Annotated in this window: 18 protein-coding genes and 1 riboswitch; of the genes, 4 read left to right on the top strand and 14 right to left on the bottom strand. The window is 67.3% G+C overall.

The window, feature by feature from the left end; translation table 11 throughout:
* The first annotated feature begins 40 nt into the window (after positions 1-40).
* Entirely contained in the window at positions 41-2,023 is a 1,983-nt protein-coding gene (locus FHU31_RS20400) for a glycoside hydrolase family 15 protein (protein WP_235632650.1), read from the top strand.
* Between the two features lie 74 nt (positions 2,024-2,097).
* Here FHU31_RS20400 and FHU31_RS20395 read toward each other — a convergent pair whose 3' ends face one another.
* A complete protein-coding gene (locus tag FHU31_RS20395; RefSeq protein WP_167161910.1) occupies positions 2,098-2,637 on the bottom strand; it encodes a class I SAM-dependent methyltransferase in 540 nt (179 codons plus the stop codon).
* A gap of 60 nt (positions 2,638-2,697) precedes the next feature.
* Here FHU31_RS20395 and FHU31_RS20390 point away from each other — a divergent pair, with 60 nt between their 5' ends.
* Positions 2,698-3,612, top strand: a complete 915-nt coding sequence (locus tag FHU31_RS20390; protein ID WP_167161907.1) for a zinc-binding dehydrogenase — start codon at positions 2,698-2,700, stop codon at positions 3,610-3,612.
* 88 nt (positions 3,613-3,700) lie between these two features.
* On the opposite strand, the gene FHU31_RS20385 is transcribed toward FHU31_RS20390, so the two are convergent.
* Together FHU31_RS20385 and lepA are read right to left on the bottom strand one after the other, a co-directional pair.
* Complete coding sequence (locus tag FHU31_RS20385) at positions 3,701-4,420, bottom strand: sensor domain-containing protein (RefSeq protein WP_308206696.1); 720 nt, start codon at positions 4,418-4,420, stop codon at positions 3,701-3,703.
* Positions 4,421-4,451: 31 nt separating this feature from the next.
* Positions 4,452-6,359, bottom strand: a complete 1,908-nt coding sequence (gene lepA, locus FHU31_RS20380; protein WP_167161905.1) for a translation elongation factor 4 — start codon at positions 6,357-6,359, stop codon at positions 4,452-4,454.
* 23 nt (positions 6,360-6,382) lie between these two features.
* Between lepA and FHU31_RS20375 the strand changes: the two genes are divergently transcribed.
* Positions 6,383-6,976, top strand: coding sequence for a type II toxin-antitoxin system PemK/MazF family toxin (locus tag FHU31_RS20375; RefSeq protein WP_208411120.1), 594 nt, complete (start codon positions 6,383-6,385; stop codon positions 6,974-6,976).
* Between the two features lie 189 nt (positions 6,977-7,165).
* Here FHU31_RS20375 and FHU31_RS20370 read toward each other — a convergent pair whose 3' ends face one another.
* From FHU31_RS20370 to FHU31_RS20320, 11 genes are all read right to left on the bottom strand, one after another.
* Positions 7,166-7,957, bottom strand: a complete 792-nt coding sequence (locus FHU31_RS20370) for an ABC transporter ATP-binding protein (RefSeq protein WP_167161903.1) — start codon at positions 7,955-7,957, stop codon at positions 7,166-7,168.
* Positions 7,954-8,943 carry a FecCD family ABC transporter permease gene (locus FHU31_RS20365; RefSeq protein ID WP_167162889.1) on the bottom strand — a complete coding sequence of 330 codons (990 nt, stop codon included), beginning with the start codon at positions 8,941-8,943 and terminating at the stop codon, positions 7,954-7,956. The genes FHU31_RS20370 and FHU31_RS20365 overlap by 4 nt, the downstream gene beginning before the upstream one ends.
* 32 nt (positions 8,944-8,975) lie before the next feature.
* Entirely contained in the window at positions 8,976-9,983 is a 1,008-nt protein-coding gene (locus FHU31_RS20360) for an ABC transporter substrate-binding protein (RefSeq protein ID WP_167161901.1), read from the bottom strand.
* Entirely contained in the window at positions 9,980-10,990 is a 1,011-nt protein-coding gene (locus FHU31_RS20355) for an ABC transporter substrate-binding protein (protein WP_167162891.1), read from the bottom strand. The genes FHU31_RS20360 and FHU31_RS20355 overlap by 4 nt, the downstream gene beginning before the upstream one ends.
* 57 nt (positions 10,991-11,047) lie before the next feature.
* A riboswitch (cobalamin riboswitch) is annotated at positions 11,048-11,188 on the bottom strand.
* The gene (locus tag FHU31_RS20350) at positions 11,157-11,762 is read right to left on the bottom strand and encodes a GNAT family N-acetyltransferase (RefSeq protein WP_263987776.1); all 606 of its coding nucleotides are present in this window, start codon (positions 11,760-11,762) and stop codon (positions 11,157-11,159) included. It overlaps the preceding riboswitch by 32 nt.
* Positions 11,763-11,775: 13 nt before the next feature.
* Positions 11,776-12,204: a CBS domain-containing protein gene (locus FHU31_RS20345; RefSeq protein ID WP_167161899.1), complete on the bottom strand. Its 429-nt coding sequence runs from the start codon at positions 12,202-12,204 to the stop codon at positions 11,776-11,778.
* A gap of 79 nt (positions 12,205-12,283) precedes the next feature.
* Positions 12,284-13,042, bottom strand: a complete 759-nt coding sequence (locus tag FHU31_RS20340) for a TetR/AcrR family transcriptional regulator (protein WP_090353443.1) — start codon at positions 13,040-13,042, stop codon at positions 12,284-12,286.
* Between the two features lie 14 nt (positions 13,043-13,056).
* The gene (locus FHU31_RS20335) at positions 13,057-13,803 is read right to left on the bottom strand and encodes a creatininase family protein (RefSeq protein WP_234901585.1); all 747 of its coding nucleotides are present in this window, start codon (positions 13,801-13,803) and stop codon (positions 13,057-13,059) included.
* Between the two features lie 2 nt (positions 13,804-13,805).
* Positions 13,806-15,179: a type III glutamate--ammonia ligase gene (gene glnT, locus FHU31_RS20330; protein ID WP_090353440.1), complete on the bottom strand. Its 1,374-nt coding sequence runs from the start codon at positions 15,177-15,179 to the stop codon at positions 13,806-13,808.
* An 11-nt stretch (positions 15,180-15,190) separates the two neighbouring features.
* Positions 15,191-16,354, bottom strand: a complete 1,164-nt coding sequence (locus FHU31_RS20325) for an aromatic ring-hydroxylating oxygenase subunit alpha (protein WP_090353439.1) — start codon at positions 16,352-16,354, stop codon at positions 15,191-15,193.
* 19 nt (positions 16,355-16,373) lie between these two features.
* Positions 16,374-17,774, bottom strand: a complete 1,401-nt coding sequence (locus tag FHU31_RS20320; protein ID WP_167161895.1) for a purine-cytosine permease family protein — start codon at positions 17,772-17,774, stop codon at positions 16,374-16,376.
* Positions 17,775-18,031: 257 nt separating this feature from the next.
* On the opposite strand from FHU31_RS20320, the gene FHU31_RS20315 reads away from it, so the two are divergent.
* Complete coding sequence (locus tag FHU31_RS20315; RefSeq protein ID WP_167161893.1) at positions 18,032-18,886, top strand: ribonuclease Z; 855 nt, start codon at positions 18,032-18,034, stop codon at positions 18,884-18,886.
* Positions 18,887-18,894 lie beyond the last annotated feature (8 nt).

Raw genomic sequence — 18,894 nt, 5'->3', positions numbered from 1 at the left:
CGGTGGACGGCGGACCGCTCGGCAGTCGATGATGTCGGGCATGGTCCTGGAACACACCGATCACGAGGCGCCGCTCTCCGTCACCGCCCCCGTCCCGTACGCGAGTGCGAGCGGGACGTTACGGAACCCGTTCCCGCCGATCGCGGACTACGCGTTCCTGTCCGATTGCGAGAACACCTGCCTGATCTCCGCCGCCGGCTCGGTGGAATGGCTGTGCGTCCCGCGCCCGGACTCCCCCAGCGTGTTCGGGGCGATCCTGGATCGCAGCGCCGGGCATTTCCGGCTGGCCCCCTACGGCGTCACCGTCCCCTCGGCGCGGCGCTACCTGCCCGGCTCCCTGATCATGGAAACCACCTGGCAGACCCATACCGGTTGGATGATCGTGCGGGATGCCCTGGTGATGGGCCCCTGGCACGATATCGACACCCGGTCCCGGACCCACCGGCGCACCCCGATGGACTGGGATGCCGAACACATCCTGCTGCGCACCGTGCGCTGCGTGTCCGGCGTCGTCGAATTGGTGATGAACTGCGAACCGTCCTTCGACTACGGCCGTCAGTCCGCCACCTGGGAGTACTCCGCGGCCGCCTACGGCGAAGCGATCGCCCGCTCGCACAAGGACCCCGAGGCGCATCCCACCCTGCGGCTGACCACCAACCTGCGGATCGGTCTGGAGGGCCACGAGGCGCGCGCCCGCACCCGGCTGACCGAAGGGGACAACGTCTTCGTCGCGTTGTCGTGGTCCAAGCATCCGGCACCGCAGACCTTCGAAGAGGCCTCGGAGAAGATGTGGAAGACCAGCGAGTCCTGGCGGCAGTGGATCAACATCGGCGACTTCCCCGACCACCCCTGGCGGTCATACCTGCAGCGCTCGGCGTTGACGCTGAAGGGGTTGACCTACTCGCCCACCGGCGCCCTGCTGGCCGCCCCCACCACCTCGTTGCCCGAAACCCCGCAGGGCGAACGCAACTGGGATTACCGCTACTCCTGGATCCGGGACTCCACCTTCGCCCTGTGGGGCCTGTACACCTTGGGTCTGGATCGGGAGGCCGACGATTTCTTCTCCTTCATCGCCGACGTCTCCGGCGCCAACAACGGCGAACACCACCCGCTTCAGGTGATGTACGGCGTCGGCGGCGAACGCAGCCTCGTCGAGGACGAACTGCACCACCTGTCCGGGTACGACAACGCCCGCCCGGTGCGCATCGGCAACGGCGCCTACAACCAGATGCAGCACGACATCTGGGGCACCATGCTCGATTCGGTGTACCTGCACGCAAAGTCCCGCGAGCAGATCCCCGAGGCGCTGTGGCCCGTCCTCAAGCAACAGGTCGAGGAAGCCATCAAGCACTGGAAGGAACCGGACCGCGGAATCTGGGAGGTCCGCGGCGAACCGCAGCACTTCACCTCCAGCAAGATCATGTGCTGGGTGGCCTTGGACCGCGGCTCCAAACTCGCCGAATTGCAGGGCGAGAAGTCCTATGCGCAGCAGTGGCGCGTCGTCGCCGAGGAGATCAAGGCCGACATCCTGGCCCACGGCGTGGACTCGCGCGGGGTGCTCACGCAACGCTACGGCGACGATGCGCTGGACGCCTCGCTGCTGCTGGCCGTGCTGACCCGGTTCCTGCCGTCCGACGATCCGCGGATCCGGGCCACCGTGCTGGCCATCGCCGACGAACTCACCGACGAAGGCCTGGTGCTGCGCTACCGCGTCGAGGAGACCGACGACGGCCTGTCCGGTGAGGAGGGCACCTTCACCATCTGTTCGTTCTGGCTGGTGTCGGCCCTGGTGGAGATCGGTGAGGTGAGCCGCGCCAAGCATCTGTGCGAGCGGCTGCTGTCCTTCGCCAGCCCCCTGCACCTCTACGCCGAAGAGATCGAGCCCCGCACCGGGCGCCACCTGGGCAACTTCCCGCAGGCGTTCACCCACCTCGCGCTGATCAACGCGGTCGTCCACGTGATCCGTGCCGAGGAGGAAGCCGACAGCACCGGGGTGTTCCAGCCGGCCAACGCACCGGGGTGAGCGGCTGGAAGGTGATCTCCACCGGTTCGCCGACGGCTCCCCTCGACCTTGCGAGCAGACGCACGCCGCCGTGCTCACCGAGCGCGGGCAAGCAACCAGGCTTGCCCGCCGCCCTCTCCCACCCCGACGGTCTCCAACTCGGCGAAGGCCTCGCTCAGCTCACCGGCGGCGGCCCGGAACGGCCCCGGTGACCCACCGACCTCGCTGAGCACACAGATGGCCAGCAGGCCGCCCGGCCTGAGCCGCTCGGTCATCGCCGGGTACCTCCGCGGATCCCGAAAGCGGTGACACAGCAGGACATCCACGGGTGGCCCGGGAGGCAGGCCGTCGTCGAGGTCGGCGACCTCGAATCGGCAGTTCGGCACGCCCGCGGTATTCGCGAGGGCACGGGCCCGTTCGACCGCGACACTCGATATGTCGACACCAAGCACGTCGAATCCGCGGCGCGCGAGCCAGACCGCGGCCGCACCCTGCCCGCACGCGAGGTCCAGGGCTCTCCCCGCGGCGGGGAACACCGATTCATATCCGGCGAACACCGCAGGCAGCCCGGGTTCGGATGCGGGCTCCCGGTCGGCGTATGCCGCATCCCAGCGGCTGCGATCCTGCGTGCTCACAGCCGCCACCCTAGGGACCGGACGGGAATAGCGGGCCGGATGTGGTTGTTGCGCGAAAGCATGCGCGCCATCGTCTACGACCCGCAAGCGCCCGCCAATGTCCGTTTCGGCGAGACCGGCGAACCCGCCCCGGGCGACAGCCAGGCAGTGATCCAGGTGCACGCCATCGCGCTGAACTTCGGGGAGCTGCACTTCATCGACCACATGCGTAAGCCCGGCGAGGTACCGGGGTGGGACAGTGCCGGCGAGGTGGTGCGAGCCGCCGCCGACGGCTCCGGGCCCCAGATCGGCGCCCGCGTGGTCGGTTTCGGCGGCGAAGCCGGCTGGGCCGAACGCCGCGCGGTGGACACTGCGAATCTGGCCGAGCTGCCCGAGTTCGTGGAATTCGATGAGGCCGCGGCCCTTCCGGTCGCCGGAGTGACGGCCTTGCAGGCGGTACGGGCGCTCGGCCCGGTGGTCGGACGCCGGGTCCTCATCACCGGGGCATCCGGCGGCGTGGGGCGGTTCGCCGTCCAGTTGGCGGCCAGAGCCGGCGCCCACGTGGTCGCCGCCGTCGGCAGCCCGGCCCGGGGCGAGGGCCTGACCGAACTGGGCGCCGCGGAGGTGGTCGTCGGACTGGACGGGGTGACCGAACCGGTGTTCGGCGTGCTCGACAACGTGGGCGGCAGGCTGCTGGCGCAGGCCTTCACACTGGTCTCCGACGGCGGTTCGGTGCAGTCGATCGGGATGGCGTCCAATGAGCCCACCACCATCGACTTCGAAGCGCACCGCCGGCTCGGGAACCGGAAACGGCTGGAGCCCTTCACCGTTCGCGCACCATTCGATGCAGACCTGCGGTATCTGCTGGAGCTGCTCGCCGACGGCGAACTCGATCCGCAGATCGGGCTACGCGACTCCTGGGACAATATCGCCGACGCGGCACAGGCCTTGCTGAACCGGCAGGTCCCCGGCAAGGCCGTGCTGCGGGTCGGCTAGTCCGACTCTTCCGCGAACGTCGAGAAGCGGTCGACAAACAACCGAAACATCAACGGGTATCCCACGTTCGGCGAAAGCGAGATCGCGTCTACTTCTTCTTGCTGGCGTTGTACACCATCTTGGCCACGATGGTCGCCGCCTCGTCGTTGATGCCGTACGAGCACGCCCACGCTTCGAGGGTGACATTGGAGACGTAGGACATGGCGTGCTCGCACTCCCAGCCGCCGGCATCTTCCTGGGTGGTGCGCTGGGTGATCACCTGGTCCTTGGCGTCCAGATCCTCCAGTTGCCAGGTGTAGGACGACTGGCCGTCGTCGACCGACACCGCCGACCCTCCGCATTTCTTCCATGTCGACTTGGATTTCTCCCAGAAGCGCTGGGCTTTGTCCGCGTTGGGATACAGCACCACCGTCTGCTCGACCCAGTGCTGATTGTCCTCTTCGGGTTCTCGCGCCACCTGGTCGCGCACCGACGTCCAGCCACTGCCGTCGTAGACCGGTTGCTCGGCGCCGTAGATGGCACCCAGGCAGTCCGGGTCGGAGATCGTGCGGGAATGGTCGGTCATCTGGTCCAGCTCGCTGGTGATCTCCATATCGGTCGACCCCATGACGGCATTGATGTCGCGGACCGTCAACAGCACCTTGGCCAGCTGGGCGTCCTTGAGCGGCGGCACATCAACAGGAGCCGCGCTGCGGTCGCGTACCGCCACGCCCGAGACTGTGCTGACGCAACCGGTCATCACCATGCACCCGGCTACCACGGAGGCCAGGGTCAGCAGGCTCCGACGAGCGTTTGCGGCACTGTTCACCGCGCCATTGTGACCGATGGCGCGGCCCGAGTCACTTCTTCGGCTTGTCCGCCGCGGCGTCGGAGGACAGCGCCGCCACGAAGGCTTCCTGCGGGACCTCGACCCGGCCGATGGTCTTCATCCGCTTCTTGCCTTCCTTCTGCTTCTCCAGCAGTTTGCGCTTACGCGTGATGTCACCGCCGTAGCACTTGCTCAGCACGTCCTTGCGGATGGCACGGATGTTCTCGCGCGCGATGATTCGCGACCCGATCGCCGCCTGCACCGGCACCTCGAACTGCTGGCGCGGGATCAGCTCCTTGAGCTTGGTGGTCATCTTGTTGCCGTACGCCGCCGCGCCGTCCTTGTGCACGATGGCGCTGAACGCGTCGACGGCCTCCCCCTGCAGCAGGATGTCGACCTTCACCAGGTCGGCCTCCTGCTCGCCGGCCTCCTCGTAATCGAGGCTGGCGTACCCGCGGGTGCGCGATTTCAGCGAGTCGAAGAAATCGAAGATGATCTCGCCGAGCGGCATCGTGTAGCGCAGTTCGACGCGCTCCGGGGACAGGTAGTCCATCCCACCCAGCTCACCGCGCCGCTGTTGGCACAACTCCATGATGGTGCCGATGAACTCGCTGGGCGCGATCACCGTGGTCTTGACCACTGGTTCGTACACGGCGCGCACCTTGCCCTCGGGCCAGATGGACGGGTTGGTCACGATGAGCTCGCTGTTGTCCTCTTTCACCACGCGGTACACCACGTTGGGCGCGGTCGAGATGAGGTCGAGATTGAACTCCCGCTCCAGGCGCTCACGGGTGATCTCCATGTGCAGCAGACCCAGGAATCCGCATCGGAAGCCGAAGCCCAGCGCCACCGATGTCTCCGGCTCATAGGTCAGCGCGGCATCGTTGAGCTGCAGCTTGTCCAAGGCCTCGCGCAGCACCGGATAGTCCGAGCCGTCCACCGGGTAGAGGCCGGAATACACCATCGGCCGGGGTTCGCGGTATCCGGTCAGCGCCTCGGTGGCGCCGTGCCGGGCGGAGGTGACCGTGTCACCCACCTTCGACTGGCGGACGTCCTTGACCCCGGTGATCAGATACCCGACCTCACCGACGCCCAGTCCGTCGGAGGCCTTCGGTTCCGGCGAGACGATGCCGACCTCGAGCAACTCGTGCGTCGCCCCGGTCGACATCATCTTGATCTTCTCGCGCGGGGAGAGCTTGCCGTCGACCACCCGCACGTAGGTGACCACGCCGCGGTAGATGTCGTAGACCGAGTCGAAGATCATGGCCCGCGCGGGTGCGTCGGCGTCACCGACGGGCGCCGGGACCAAGCGCACCACCTCGTCGAGAAGTTCGCGGACCCCCTCGCCCGTCTTGCCGGAGACGCGCAGCACATCGCTCGGTTCGCAGCCGATGATGTGGGCGATCTCACCGGCGTAGCGGTCCGGGTCGGCGGCGGGCAGGTCGATCTTGTTGAGTACCGGGATGATCGTCAGATCCCGGTCCAGCGCCAGGTACAGGTTCGCCAACGTCTGCGCCTCGATGCCCTGAGCGGCGTCGACCAGCAGCACCGCGCCCTCGCAGGCCTCCAGCGCCCGGGACACCTCATAGGTGAAGTCGACGTGCCCGGGGGTGTCGATGAGGTGCAGCACGAAGTCTTCGCCGTTCACCGACCAGGGCAGCCGGACGTTCTGCGCCTTGATGGTGATACCGCGTTCCCGCTCGATATCCATCCGGTCCAGATACTGGGCGCGCATATCGCGGTCGGCGACGACGCCGGTGATCCCCAGCATCCGGTCGGCCAGCGTCGACTTGCCGTGGTCAATGTGGGCGATGATGCAGAAGTTCCGGATCTGCGCCGGCGCAGTGAACGTCTTGTCGGCGAAACTGCTGATGGGAATCTCCTGGTCCAAGCTCGATAGGTTGCTCCAGCGTATCGAGCATGGACCGTCGCGACACAATCGGAGGACCTATCCTCGTCGGTATGGCGTCGCAGTGGAAACCGTTCCAACGTTTTCTGGCGGACGCCGGGCATCTCGTCTTCAACGAAGCGCCCAAGCTGATCCGGCAGTTGCCGACTCCCGAGCGGGTCCTGCAACAGGGCATCAAGATCGGCTTGGACGTACTCGCCGGCACCCCGGCGCAGCAGCAGCCTCCGGCCATCACCGCCGGGCGGCCGGTGACCAGCGAGAGCGTGCCCACCGCCCACCGGGCCCGCCGGGTCAGCTACGCCCCGAACCTGGACGGGCAGGCGGATCCCGGTGAGATCGTGTGGACCTGGGTGGTCTACGAGGACGACCCGACCCGGGGCAAGGACCGGCCCGTGCTGGTGGTGGGACGTGACCGCAGTGTGCTGCTCGGGTTGATGCTGTCCAGCCAGGAGCGCCACGCCGGCGACCGCGAGTGGGTCTCGATCGGCGCCGGCAGCTGGGACTACGAGGGACGCCCCAGCTGGGTGCGGCTGGACCGGGTGCTCGACGTCCCCGAAGACGGCATCCGCCGCGAGGGCGCCGTGCTCGATCGCGAGAAGTTCGAGATCGTCGCCACCCGGCTGCGCGCCGAGTACTCATGGTCGTGAGTTCTGCGGCGTCCTGAATACCGCGGCGTCCTGAATCCGCCCAACTGATCAAACGGGCGGGATTGTGCGAGTGGATTCCGCCATTTCGTCGATCTCGGCGCGCGTCCGGTGTGCTCAGACCGGAACCCGCACGCCCAACCGAGGGGCCGCCACGTACCGCGGTGCGTTCGCGGACAACTCGCTGGCCGATCAGGTGGAGGAGGTCGCCACCGCCTGACCGGGTTTGCAGGGTGCGGTGTAGCGGACGCTGGGCCTACCGTCGGCGACGGTGATGTGGCAGTCGACCCGGTAGACATCGGCCACCAGGCGTTCGGTCAGCACCTCCGCCGGCGTGCCCGCGGCCACCACTCGTCCCGAGGACAGCACCACCAGGTGATCACAGAACATCGCCGCCAGGTTGAGGTCGTGCAGTGCGACCACCGCGGTGATGTCCAGATCGCGGATCAAGGTCAGTATGTCGAGTTGGTGCGCGATGTCGAGATGGTTGGTCGGCTCGTCGAGCAGCAGTTCGCCGGGCTGCTGCGCCAGGGCGCGGGCAATCTGCACCCGTTGCCGCTCACCTCCGGACAGCGTGTGCCAATGACGGGCTGCCATATCCGTCAGTCCGGTCGCCACCAGCGCATCGGCCACCGCGCGATCGGTGTCGCGGTCCCCACCGATCGGTCCGGCGTGGGGAATGCGGCCCAGCCGCACCACCTCTCGCACCGTGATGTGCAGATCGGTATCGGCGTGCTGGCTGACCATCGCCACGCGACGCGCCACGGCCCGGCGCGACAACCGGGCCAGCGCCGTGCCGTCGAGTTCGACCGCCCCGGAATCCGGGCGATCCACCCCGGCCAACAGGCGCAACAGCGACGACTTTCCCGATCCGTTCGGCCCCAGCAGACCGAGGGTGCTGCCAGGTTCCGGATCCACGGTGACACCATCGAGTATCAGCCGGCCCGACCTGGACCAGGCCACGTCCGACGCGCGCAGGCTCATCGGCTGACACCCCTGCGGCGCAGCAGGATCACCGCGAATGCCGGCACCCCCAACAACGCCGTGACCACCCCGGTGGGCAGTTCCTGCGGCGCGAATGCGGTGCGGGCCAGGGTGTCCACCCACACCATGAAGATCGCGCCGAGCAGTGTCACCGTCGGTAGCAGCCGCAGATGACTCGGTCCGACGAAGAAGCGCGCGGCATGCGGTAACACCAGGCCGACGAAACCGATGGCACCGGTGGCACTGACCAGCGCCGCGGTGATCAAGGCCGTCACCACCAGCAGGATCATCCGCGCTCGGCGGACCGGGACGCCGAGGGTGGCGGCGGCGTCGTCACCGAAGGCGAAGGCGTCGAGCGTGCGACCGAATCCCAGGCAGCACGCCAGCCCGACGGCCACCACCAGGCCACAGGTCAACACGTCAGACCAGTTCACCCCGGCCAACGAACCGAGCAGCCAGAACAACACGCCGCGCGTCTGCTCGGCGTCGGCGGAGGACAGCACGATGAACGAGGTGAGCGCCGAGAACAGTTGGGTCGCCGCGACCCCGGCCAGCACCACCCGGTCCGTTCCCCCACCGGCCGCATACGCCAGCATCAGCACCACCGCGAAGGCCAGCAGGGCGCCGGCGAATGCGCCCCCGGACAAGGACACCGTGCCGGCCCCGGCGCCCACCACCACGATCAGCACCGCCCCCGTCGAGGCGCCCGAGGAGACGCCGAGCACGAACGGATCAGCCAGCGGGTTGCGCAGCAGCGACTGCAGGATCGCACCGCACAAGGCCAGACCGGCACCGCAGATCGCCGCCAACGCCACCCGGGGCAGTCGCAACTGCCAGACGATGCCGTCCTGCAGACGCGTCGCCCCCGACGGACCTGCGCCCAGATGTTCGGCGACGATCCGGTACACGTCGGTGACCGACAGCGCAGCGGGACCGATCGTGATGGCCACCGCGGCCGAGGCCAGCAACAGTACGAGGCCGCACATCCACAGCGTGACCAATGCCGGCGTGCGCACGGTCAATTGCCTGCCACGAGACCCAGCTCACGCAGCCGGTGCGCCACCTTCTCGGTGCCGTCGACGGTACGGATGGACGGGTTGAGATCGGCACCGTTGACCACGATGTAGCGCTTCTCCCGGACCGCGGTCAACTGCGCGGTCACCGGATTCGATTCCAGGAACCGGATTTTGGTATCGAGTGCGTCACCGTCGATGGTGCGCCGGCTCAGATCGGCCAGCACCAGCGCGTCGGGGTCGAGGTCGGCGATCGCCTCCCAGCTGACCTGCGGCCACTCGTCGGCGGTGTCGGCCGGAACATTGCGGGCACCGACCGTGCTCGCGATGATTCCGGGTGCGCCGCAGCAGCCGGCCAGGTACGGCGCCCGGATATCGGAGAACCAGAAGGCCAGATCGACATCGGCGGTGACGGCGGCATCCGTCATGCGTCGCTGCAGTTCGCCGATCAGCTTCTCGCCACGGTCGGTGACATCGAAGATCTTGGCCAGGTCCCGGATTTCGTCATAGATCAGGGTCATCGTCAGCGGTGCGGTGCGGGCGCCGTCCTCGCTGCCCGCCACCTTGCCCACGCAGTCGCTGGGCGCGAGATAGGTCGGCACACCGAGCTTGTCGAACTCAGCGCGATCGGCAACACCACCGGGGCCGAGGGTTCCCGCGAAAGATGCGGACACGAAATCGGGTTCGGCATCCAGCACCGCTTCCATCGAGGGTTTGTTCATCGACAGTTGCGGGACGCGCGCGTTGGCGGATGCGAGGTCGGGGCGGATCGGGTCGGTCCACGTGGCGGTGCCCACCATCCGGTCGGCAAGGCCGAGCGACAGCAGAATCTCCGTCGAGCTCTGGTTCAGCGAGACCGCCCGCGCCGGCGGCGCATCGATCACCACATCGTGACCGCAGTTGCGCACCGTCAGCGGAAATCCACCGACTGCCACGGGTTTGCTCGTCTGCGCCACTTCGCCACACCCGACCAGGACGAACGCCGCACAGACGACGACCAGCCTGCCGATCATTTCGCCGGCCCGATCGAGGCGAACCCGGCGGCGAGCCGTTCGACCGCCTGGACCTGCCGGATGCCGGGATCCAGTTCGGATCCGGTCAGCACCACAAAGCGCTTGTGACGCACCGCCGTCAGGTTCCTGGTGACCGGATTGGATTCCAGGAACGCGATTTTGGTGTCCAGTGCGTCACCGTCCACCCTCCGGCGACTGAGATCGGCCAGCACCAGGACATCCGGATCGCGGTCGGCCAGCGCCTCCCAGCTGACCTCGGGCCAGTCCTCCCGTGCGTCGGCGAACACGTTGGCAGCCCCCAGTTCGCGCGCATAGAGCCCGGGCGCCGAGCAGCATCCCGCGAAATACGGCGCCCGCAGACCGGAGAACCAGAACGCGACCGTCGGGTGGGGCATGGACGGCGCGGGGGCGACGGACAGTCGCCGCTTGAGCTGGGCGACCAGTTCCCGGCCACGGTCCTGCACATCGAAAATTGCCGCCAATTCTGCTATCTCGCGAAACAGAGTGTCCATCTGCAGAGGAGCTGAGCGGGTGACGTCGGCACCGTGGACGTCGGCACCTGTGCACACCGACGGCGATTGATAAGTGGGAATGCCCAATTGAGCGAACCGGGTCCGGTCGGCCACCACCGCCGGGGTGAAGGTATGTGCGCTGGCCGAGGTCACCAGATCCGGCTCGACACTGAGCACCGTCTCCAGGGAAGGGTCATTGTCGGCGAGCCGGGGCACCTTGGCGCTGTCGGAGGCCACCTCGGGAAGCACCGGATCGAACCATGTCGACGTTCCCACCATCCGGTCGGCCAATCCGAGCGACAGCAGGATCTCCGTCGAGGCCTGGTACAGCGAGACCGCGCGTTGCGGCGGCCTGTCGAACGTGACTCGGACACCACAGTTGTCCAACGTCAACGGATAGCTGGTGTGGCCGGCGGTGAGAGCCGCCGTCGGGGCGCGCTCGGCGGATGTCGCCGGGCTGCATGCGGTGACGACGGTGAGGACGGATACGAGCATGGCGAAAGCGCGCACGGCGGGGGCTTCCTTCGATACGGGGCCCGGTCGCGGGGCCGTCGACGTTCGGTACCGGCGGCAGGCAGTCGGACTCGAGGCGTTCGCCTCACACCGTTGCGCGTCAGCTCCGGATTCTCACCGGATTCCCCTGCTGGTCGGCATCCGCACTCTACCGTGGCTGCCGCCACATCGGCCACAGCGACGGGCCGTCCGGAAGCACGATCTCCCCGGTCACCTCGAAGCCGAACCGTTGGTAATAGCCGATATTGGCGGGATTGCTGGACTCCAGGTACGCCGGGGCGTGCTCGGCGTCGCAGCGGTCCAGCCGGGACCGCATCAACGCCTGGCCCTGACCGCTGCCCCGCACGGACGGATCGCTGCCGATCACCGCGAGGTACCAATGCGGCTCCTCCGGATGATGGCGCTGCATCAGTTCCTCGGCCTGCTGCCCGCGGCGCAGGGCTGCGCCGAATGCCAGCAGCAACCCCGGAGCGGCGCGCACCTGCTCGCCGACGGTGTGCCGCCACTGACCGGGCGGATCCCACAGCGCGGCTGCGCCGAGCACCGAACCCGCGGCCGCCACCTCGACCCCACCGCGTGAGAGGTGGTGATGCCGGGTCAGGGCCGCGAACACCCGATGCAGTTTGCGTCGCCGAGCCACCGGATCGGGCAACATCCAGGCCATCACCGGGTCGTCGTAGAAGGCGCGGCCGAGCACCTGCGACAGTGCGGCGATATCGGCGCGGACAGCGGGACGGACGTCGACGGTGGTCACAACCCCAGCGTATTCAGCCCTGGGTGATGTAGGCCTGCAATTGTTCCTGCTGGGATTCCAGTTCCTGCATCCGGGTCTTCACGACATCACCGATGCTGACGATCCCAGCCAGCTTTCCGTCGTCGAGCACCGGAATATGCCGCACCCGGTTGTGGGTCATCGCCGCGCTCAGGCTGTCCACCGAATCACCGGATGAGCAGTAGACGAGATGCTTGGTCATGATGTCCGCGACGGGGCGCTCCAGCAGATCCGCACCCAGCTCGTGGAGTTTGCGGACCACGTCCCGCTCGGACACGATGCCCACCGGACCATCCGGTCCGACCACCACCATCGCGCCGATGTTGCGCCTGACGAGGCCCGCCAGCAGCACGGCGACCGTGGTCTCCGGGGCGATCGTGGCGACCGCCGATCCCTTGTTCTTCAGCACGTCGGAGATGCGCACCGGACCTCCCTGGTGATGTGGGTCACACCAGAGTAGGTCGGTTCGGCGCCGGACGAAAGCCCCGGCGGCCGGGCCTCGCTCAGTCGAAAGCGTGCAGGCTGACCCGAAGTGCGATGGCGGCGTCGTCGAACTGCGCGGCCTGTGCGGTGATGCGGCCGATCTCGCTGGGGCGTTTGAGCAGTCCGCGCACGGCGATGGTGGCGACCTGCTCGCCGACCCGGATCGCCTCCTCGGCACGGTCCCCGTGGTCGGGATGCAGCCGGGTTCGCTTCTGGGCGCCCTCGTCGAAGTTCAGCAGCAGGCCCGCGGTCTCGTCGCGGTCGCAATCGATGAACTTGCCCTCCCCGACCGCGGCGCCGATCAGGTCGACCACCCACTGGCGCAGCCGTTCGTAATCGGCCCAGAACTGGTGGAACTCGGCGCGCTGTTCGTGGGCGATCCGCTGGATCTCGTTGAAATCGATCGGCGACATCGCCAGTTGCATGGTGTCGAAGCGCAGCAGGCGGTACAGCTTGACCGCAGGCGAGCCCGATCCCGCGCCGACCTCGGCGATGAATTTCAGCGGTGCGCGGTTGACGAGCAGCGTCTCCTGCAGGAGTTGCTCCTTGTTGCGGAACCAGTAGTACAGCGAGGACTGCTGCAGACCGGCGGCACGCGCGATATCGCTCATCGTGGTCTGGGCGTAGCCCCGTTCCGAGAACAGCTTGGTGGCGGCATTGACGATCCCGGTGCGTGGCGACTCGGGCGGCCCGCCGCCGGTTTCCGGTCCCGCCTCAAGGCGCGGGCGTCCGATCGCACGGACCTGCGCCTTGCGCTCGGGTGGTGGCACGAGGCGCATTCTAGAACGGATCGCTACGCCAGCGGCGGTTGCTCGTCCCGGGCGGCCGCGACGACACCGCGGGCCGCGGTGACGATATCGCGCCACAGCGCGAGCCCGAGTTCCTTGGAGGCGCGTGACGGATATCCGGTCACCCCGTTGAGCGATACCTGCGCCACCGAGTACCGGAAGACCAGCCCGGCCGTCCGGTCGGGGTCGTCGGCCTCCGCGAAACGGTCGGTGTGCACGAGTTCGGGTCGCAAGGCCAGCATGATCGACGTCTCCGCGGCATTGGCGTGCCAGTCGACCGCGTCAGCGGTGGCCCGGGCGGCGATCTCGGGGGTCAGATCCCACCACTGCACGACACCGATCCGCCCCGCGGGATGCTCACGGCGGAAGCGGTCGCAGGCCAGCCACAGTGGAGCCGCGTTGCCGACATGCCCGTTGACGAACAAGATGCGCCGCACCCCGGAGTCCAGGCAGGCCCGTGCCACCTGGTAGGCCCGGGCGGCGGTGTCCTCGCCGGAGAACGCCACCGTGCCCGGCAGCTCCGTACCGTGAAACTGACTGGCACCGTAGGCGATCGCAGGCAGCACCACCGCCGGCGCGCCGTCACCACCGGCGGCCGCCTCGGCGACCGCGGTGGCGATGACGGTGTCGGTACCGACCGGCAGGTGCGGCCCGTGCTGTTCGGTGGCGCCGACCGGGACGAGCGCCACCAGGGCCGGGTCGGCCGCCACAGCCGCCGCCAGTTGCGTCGAGGACAGTTCCTCCCAGCGCATGGTCACCAGAACCGCAGGTAGCGCTCGGTCTCCCAGGACGAGACATGGGCGGTGAAGGAATCCCATTCCGCACGCTTCTCGGCCACGAACGACTCGAACATCGCCTCGCCGAAGACCTTGCGCACCAGCGGATCCGCTTCGAGCGCATCGATGGCTTCACCGAGGGACCTCGGCAGCCAGCCGATTCCGCGGGCGGCCAGGTCCAGTTCGGAGACGTTGTAGAGGTTGTCGCGGTTGGGCTCGCCGGGATCCAGGCCCTCGCGGATACCCTCCAGTCCCGCCGCCAGCATCAGAGCCGCACCGAGATACGGGTTGTTGGCGCTGTCGGCCGCCCGGCACTCCACCCGTCCCCCACCCTTCGGGATACGCATCATGTTGGTCCGGTTGTTGTCGCCGTAGCAGGCGAAGATCGGCGCCCACGTGAGCCCGGACATGCTGCCCTGCTTGACCAGTCGCTTGTAGCTGTTGACGGTCGGGGCGATCACCGCGCAGATCGCCGACGCGTGACGCAGCACCCCGGCGGTGAACTGGTAACCGAGCGTCGACAGTCCACAGCCGCGCGGGTCGTCGGCCTCTTCGAACAGGTTCACCCCGTCGACATCGGCCAGCGACATGTTGTAGTGCGCACCACTGCCGGTGCGATCGGCGAACGGTTTGGGCATCCAGGACGCGAACAGGCCGTGCTTGCGGGCGATCTCACCGACCATCATCCGGAAGAACACCAGCCGGTCGGACATGGTCACCGCATCGGTGTAGGTGAAGTCGGTCTCGAACTGGCCGTTGCCGTCCTCGTGGTCGAACGAGTAGACGTCCCAGCCGAGATCGTTCATCGCCGTGACGATCTCGTCGACGACCGGATAGTTGTGCAACAGACCCCGAAGGTCGTAGCAGGGCTTGTCGAGCGTGTCGTCGAGGCTGGCCGGCGCCGGCGTCCCGACCCGGTCGTCGGTGAGCAGGAAGAACTCGGTCTCGATGCCGAGGTTGAACGTGTAGCCCAGTGTCGCCGCGTCCGCGGTGACGCGCTTGAGGATCTGTCTGCTGCAGGCCTCGAAGGGGACGTCACCGATCCAGAGGTCGCCGGGGAACCACGCCACCTCCGTGTTGAAGGGTGCGATGATCGCCCCGCCCAGGTCCGGATGTGGCGCCACCTCGTCATCGTTGACGTCCTGTGGGACGCCGTCCAGCGCCGCCCCGGTGAACATCTCCGACCCGCGCGCGGCCTGCCCGAGGTGGTTGAGCGGCACCATCTTGGCTTTCGGTTTGCCGTGCATGTCGACGAAGCTGATGGCGGCGTACTTGACCCCGGCGGCACCGAGTCGCTCGGCGACCTCCGTTGCGGCAGTGCGTTGTACGTGTCCGTTCAGGGTGCTGGTCATATCTTGTCCTTTCAGCCGGCGGAGGCGAGGTCGGCAGTGTGGGAGACGATTCCGAGTTCACGTCCGAGGTAGCGGTAGAACTCCCACAGCGGTTGTTCCAGGTGTGACAGCCGCCCGGTGGAGGTCACGCCGGCCCGGACCGACTTCTGCACCGCGGCGCAGACGTCGAGGTCTTCGCGGTGGATATCGCAGATGGACTTCACGAGCTGGCTGCGCCGGGCGTCGAGGTCGGGCGCCGCCAGCGCGGCGGGCGACATCGCGATGTCGAGGTGGATCTCGACCTTTCCTGCGCCGACGGGCAAGGTCTTGAGCCAGTACATGAAACCCGGGCCCAGCGAGATCTGCAGCAGCGGATAGGCGATGAAGATCAGCAGCTTGTGACTGTGCTCGGGGGTCAGGGTGTCGGCGCCGGGCGCCAGGAAGGGCTCTTCGGCCGGGTAACCGTCCGCTTGGCGGGACCACATGGTGGTGAAGTAGGGGCCGCCCTCACCTGCTCCGCTGAGTTTGGCGGGGAACTCGTCCTCCAGGGTGCCGCGATGCGGGCCCATATGGTGGTAGCACTCCATGAAGTTGTCCACCATGATCTTCCAGTCCCAGTCGCAGACCCCCCAGTCGGTGTGTTCGACGATCTGGTAGTTCTCGAAGTCGTACGGATCGACCATCGGGGCGAGTCCGGCGAGCTGTTCGGCGACGGGTGCCGCCTGTCCGTCGAAGTTGACGAAGACGAAACCTTTCCAGACCTCGTGCCGGAACTGTTTGAGGCCCCAGTCTTTTCGGTCGAATCCTGCGGACTGCTTCATCTCGGGGGCGCCCGCCAGGTGACCATCCAGGCCGAAGGACCACAGGTGGTAGGGGCATTGGAGCACGCCGGCCTCACCGGCACCGCTGCACACCTCCATCCAACGATGGGTGCAGTTGCGCGACATCACCCGGATGTCGTCCTTGCGGTCGCGGGTCACCACCAGCGGGGTGCCGAGGATGTCGATGCTGTAGTAGCTGCCCGGTGACGGTAGTTGTTCGATGCGGCACAACGGTATCCAGCCACGTTTGAAGATCCGATCCACCTCGGCGGCATACAGTTCGTCGCTGCCGTAGGCCTCCGGGGGCAGGGTGATGGCGTTCTCCGGTGAGTCCACCGCACAGGTGGCGGTGAGCCGGGAGTAGTCGAATGCCATGGGTGACTCCTTTGCGAGATCAGGCGGTCACCGCGGCGGCCGCGGTGATCGGGGCGACGGGGAGGTCGGCGTCTTGCGCAGCCGCGGACCTGTTCAGGGCGTAGTGCAGACCACCGGCGACGACCAGCCCGACGATCCACGCGATGTCGACGCCGCCGAGTGCGCTGGCGGCGGGCCCGACGAACAGGGCACAGCTCATGAAGGGGATCTGGGCGATGACGGCCACGGCATAGGTGACAATGGCTTTCCAGTTCACCAGGCCGTAGCGACCACGCATGGAGACGATCTCCGCCACGTCGTACCGGCCTCGGTGGATGAGGTAGAAGTCGACCAGGTTGATGGCCGTCCACGGCACCAGCATGTAGAGCAGCAACATGATGAGGTTCTGCAGATTGGTGAGGAAGTCGCCGGACAGGAAGATGCCGACGGCGGTGCCCAGCAAAGCGAATCCACCTGTGACGGCGGCACGCACCAGTCGGGACACGTGCGGCGGGCCACCGGCTTGGGTGACCGTGGACAGCCCGGCCATATACGGGCCGTACAGGTTGTCGCAGTTCGCCCCGATCATGCCCAATACCAGGATGATCGCGATGACAGGTGCCGCCACCGGTGACAGGCTCGACAGGTAGACGATGGCGTCACCGCTGAGGCTGTCCAGCGCGTACACACCGACGATGGCGCCCAGCGCCATGAAGGTGATGGCCCCGGCGCAGCTGCCGATCAGGGTGTACCAGAACGTTTTTGCCCCGCCCTGACTGGTGGGCAGATACCGCGAATAGTCCGAGACATAGGGCGCGAAGGTGATCTGCCAGCTCGCGGCGATCGACAGGATGAGGAAGAAGTTGGCGAAACTCGGGTGACTCTCGGCCGGCGGCGCCGAGCCGAAGTGCGCGATGGCGGCGACGAAGAGCAACACCAGAACGATGACCGACACGGCGGCCATGGCGCGGTCGAAGGCGTGGATGACGCGGTACCCCGCAAAGGCGATGAACCAGGTGATCGCGTTGCAGATGATGATGCCGGTGGCGGTCGGAATGCCGAAGATGCTCGCGATCGCCTGGCCGCCGATCACGCCGGCTCCGGAGAAGTAGCCGACATACATGATGATGGCCAGCAGGTTGGGCAGTATCGCTCCGAAGAATCCGAATTGCGCTCGGCTCTGGATCATTTGGGGCAGACCGAGCTGCGGGCCTTGCGCCGAGTGGTAGGCCATGAAGACCGAACCGATGAGATTGCCGACGACGATCGCGATCAGGGTCGGCACCAGACCGGCGCCGACGGAGATGCCGATGGCGCCGGTGGTGGCAGCCATGACAGTCGCGTTCAGGGAGAACCACAGCGGGAGCAGATGCCAGGCACGCCCGTGCCGCTCGTCCTCCGGTATTGCGCCGATCGTCCGTTGTTCGATGAAAGTTGCCATGTGAATTCCTGTGACTCGGAAGGCAGTTGGGCCGCCACAGACGTCGTGACCACTTCAAGGTAGGCAGGCTCTGTTGCCGCACTGTTTCCGAGCAGTAAATGACTCATGGAAATATTCCCCGCCCAGGCAGTCATGAACAGCCACTTCAGCGCCATCTGTGTCCTGAATTATTCGATACCTTATTGAAACTGTGGGCCCGGCGTCCTATCTCGCCATTCGGGTTCCCCTACCGGCCGATATGGGGTTAGGTGTTCTCCATGATCGAGGTCACCCTGCTCGGAACCGGCAGCCCGATTCCCGACGCCGACCGCGCCGGGCCGTCGACACTGGTACGGGCCGGCTCCCAGACGTTCCTGGTGGACTGCGGGCGCGGCGTCCTGCAACGCTTGGCCGCAGCGGGGTCGGGCGCCGGTGCACTCAGCGCCCTGCTGCTCACCCACCTACACAGCGATCACATCGCCGATCTGGGCGACGTCATCATCACGCGGTGGATCAGCACCTTCGCTCCGGATCCCGCACCGCTGCAGATCATCGGACCACCCGGCACCGCCGCGGTGGTGCAGGCCACGCTGGCCGCGTTCGGGGATGACATCGGGTACCGGATCGCCCACCATGCCGATATCACCGGCCCACCCGGTGTGCAGGTGCACGAGCACACCGACGGCGTGGCCTGGGAGCAGGACGGGGTGCGAATGCTGGTGGGGCCGACCGACCACCGACCGGTGACCCCGACCATCGGGTTCAGGATCGAGCACGACGGCGCGTCGGTGGTACTGGCCGGGGACACCGTGCCGTGCGCCGGACTGGATGCGCTGGCGCACGGGGCCGGGGCGCTGGTGCACACCGTGATCCGCAAGGACCTGGTGGAGCAGATGCCGATGCAGCGCATCCGCGATATCTGCGACTACCACTCCTCGGTCGAACAGGCCGCCGACACCGCGGCCCGCGCGGACGTCGGCATCCTGATCCTCACCCACTACGTGCCTGCCCTCGTCCGCGGACAGGAAGACGACTGGAGGGCAAGGGCTGCAGCCCACTTCAGCCGCCAGATCGAGCTGGGCGACGACCTGCACCGGGTGCAGGTACATCCGGGCGTGTGCGCAGAAAGCTAACCTAGAGC

The sequence above is a fragment of the Mycolicibacterium fluoranthenivorans genome (genome assembly GCF_011758805.1).
GTDB lineage: Bacteria > Actinomycetota > Actinomycetes > Mycobacteriales > Mycobacteriaceae > Mycobacterium > Mycobacterium fluoranthenivorans.
This window is presented reverse-complemented; position numbering and strand designations above follow the sequence as displayed.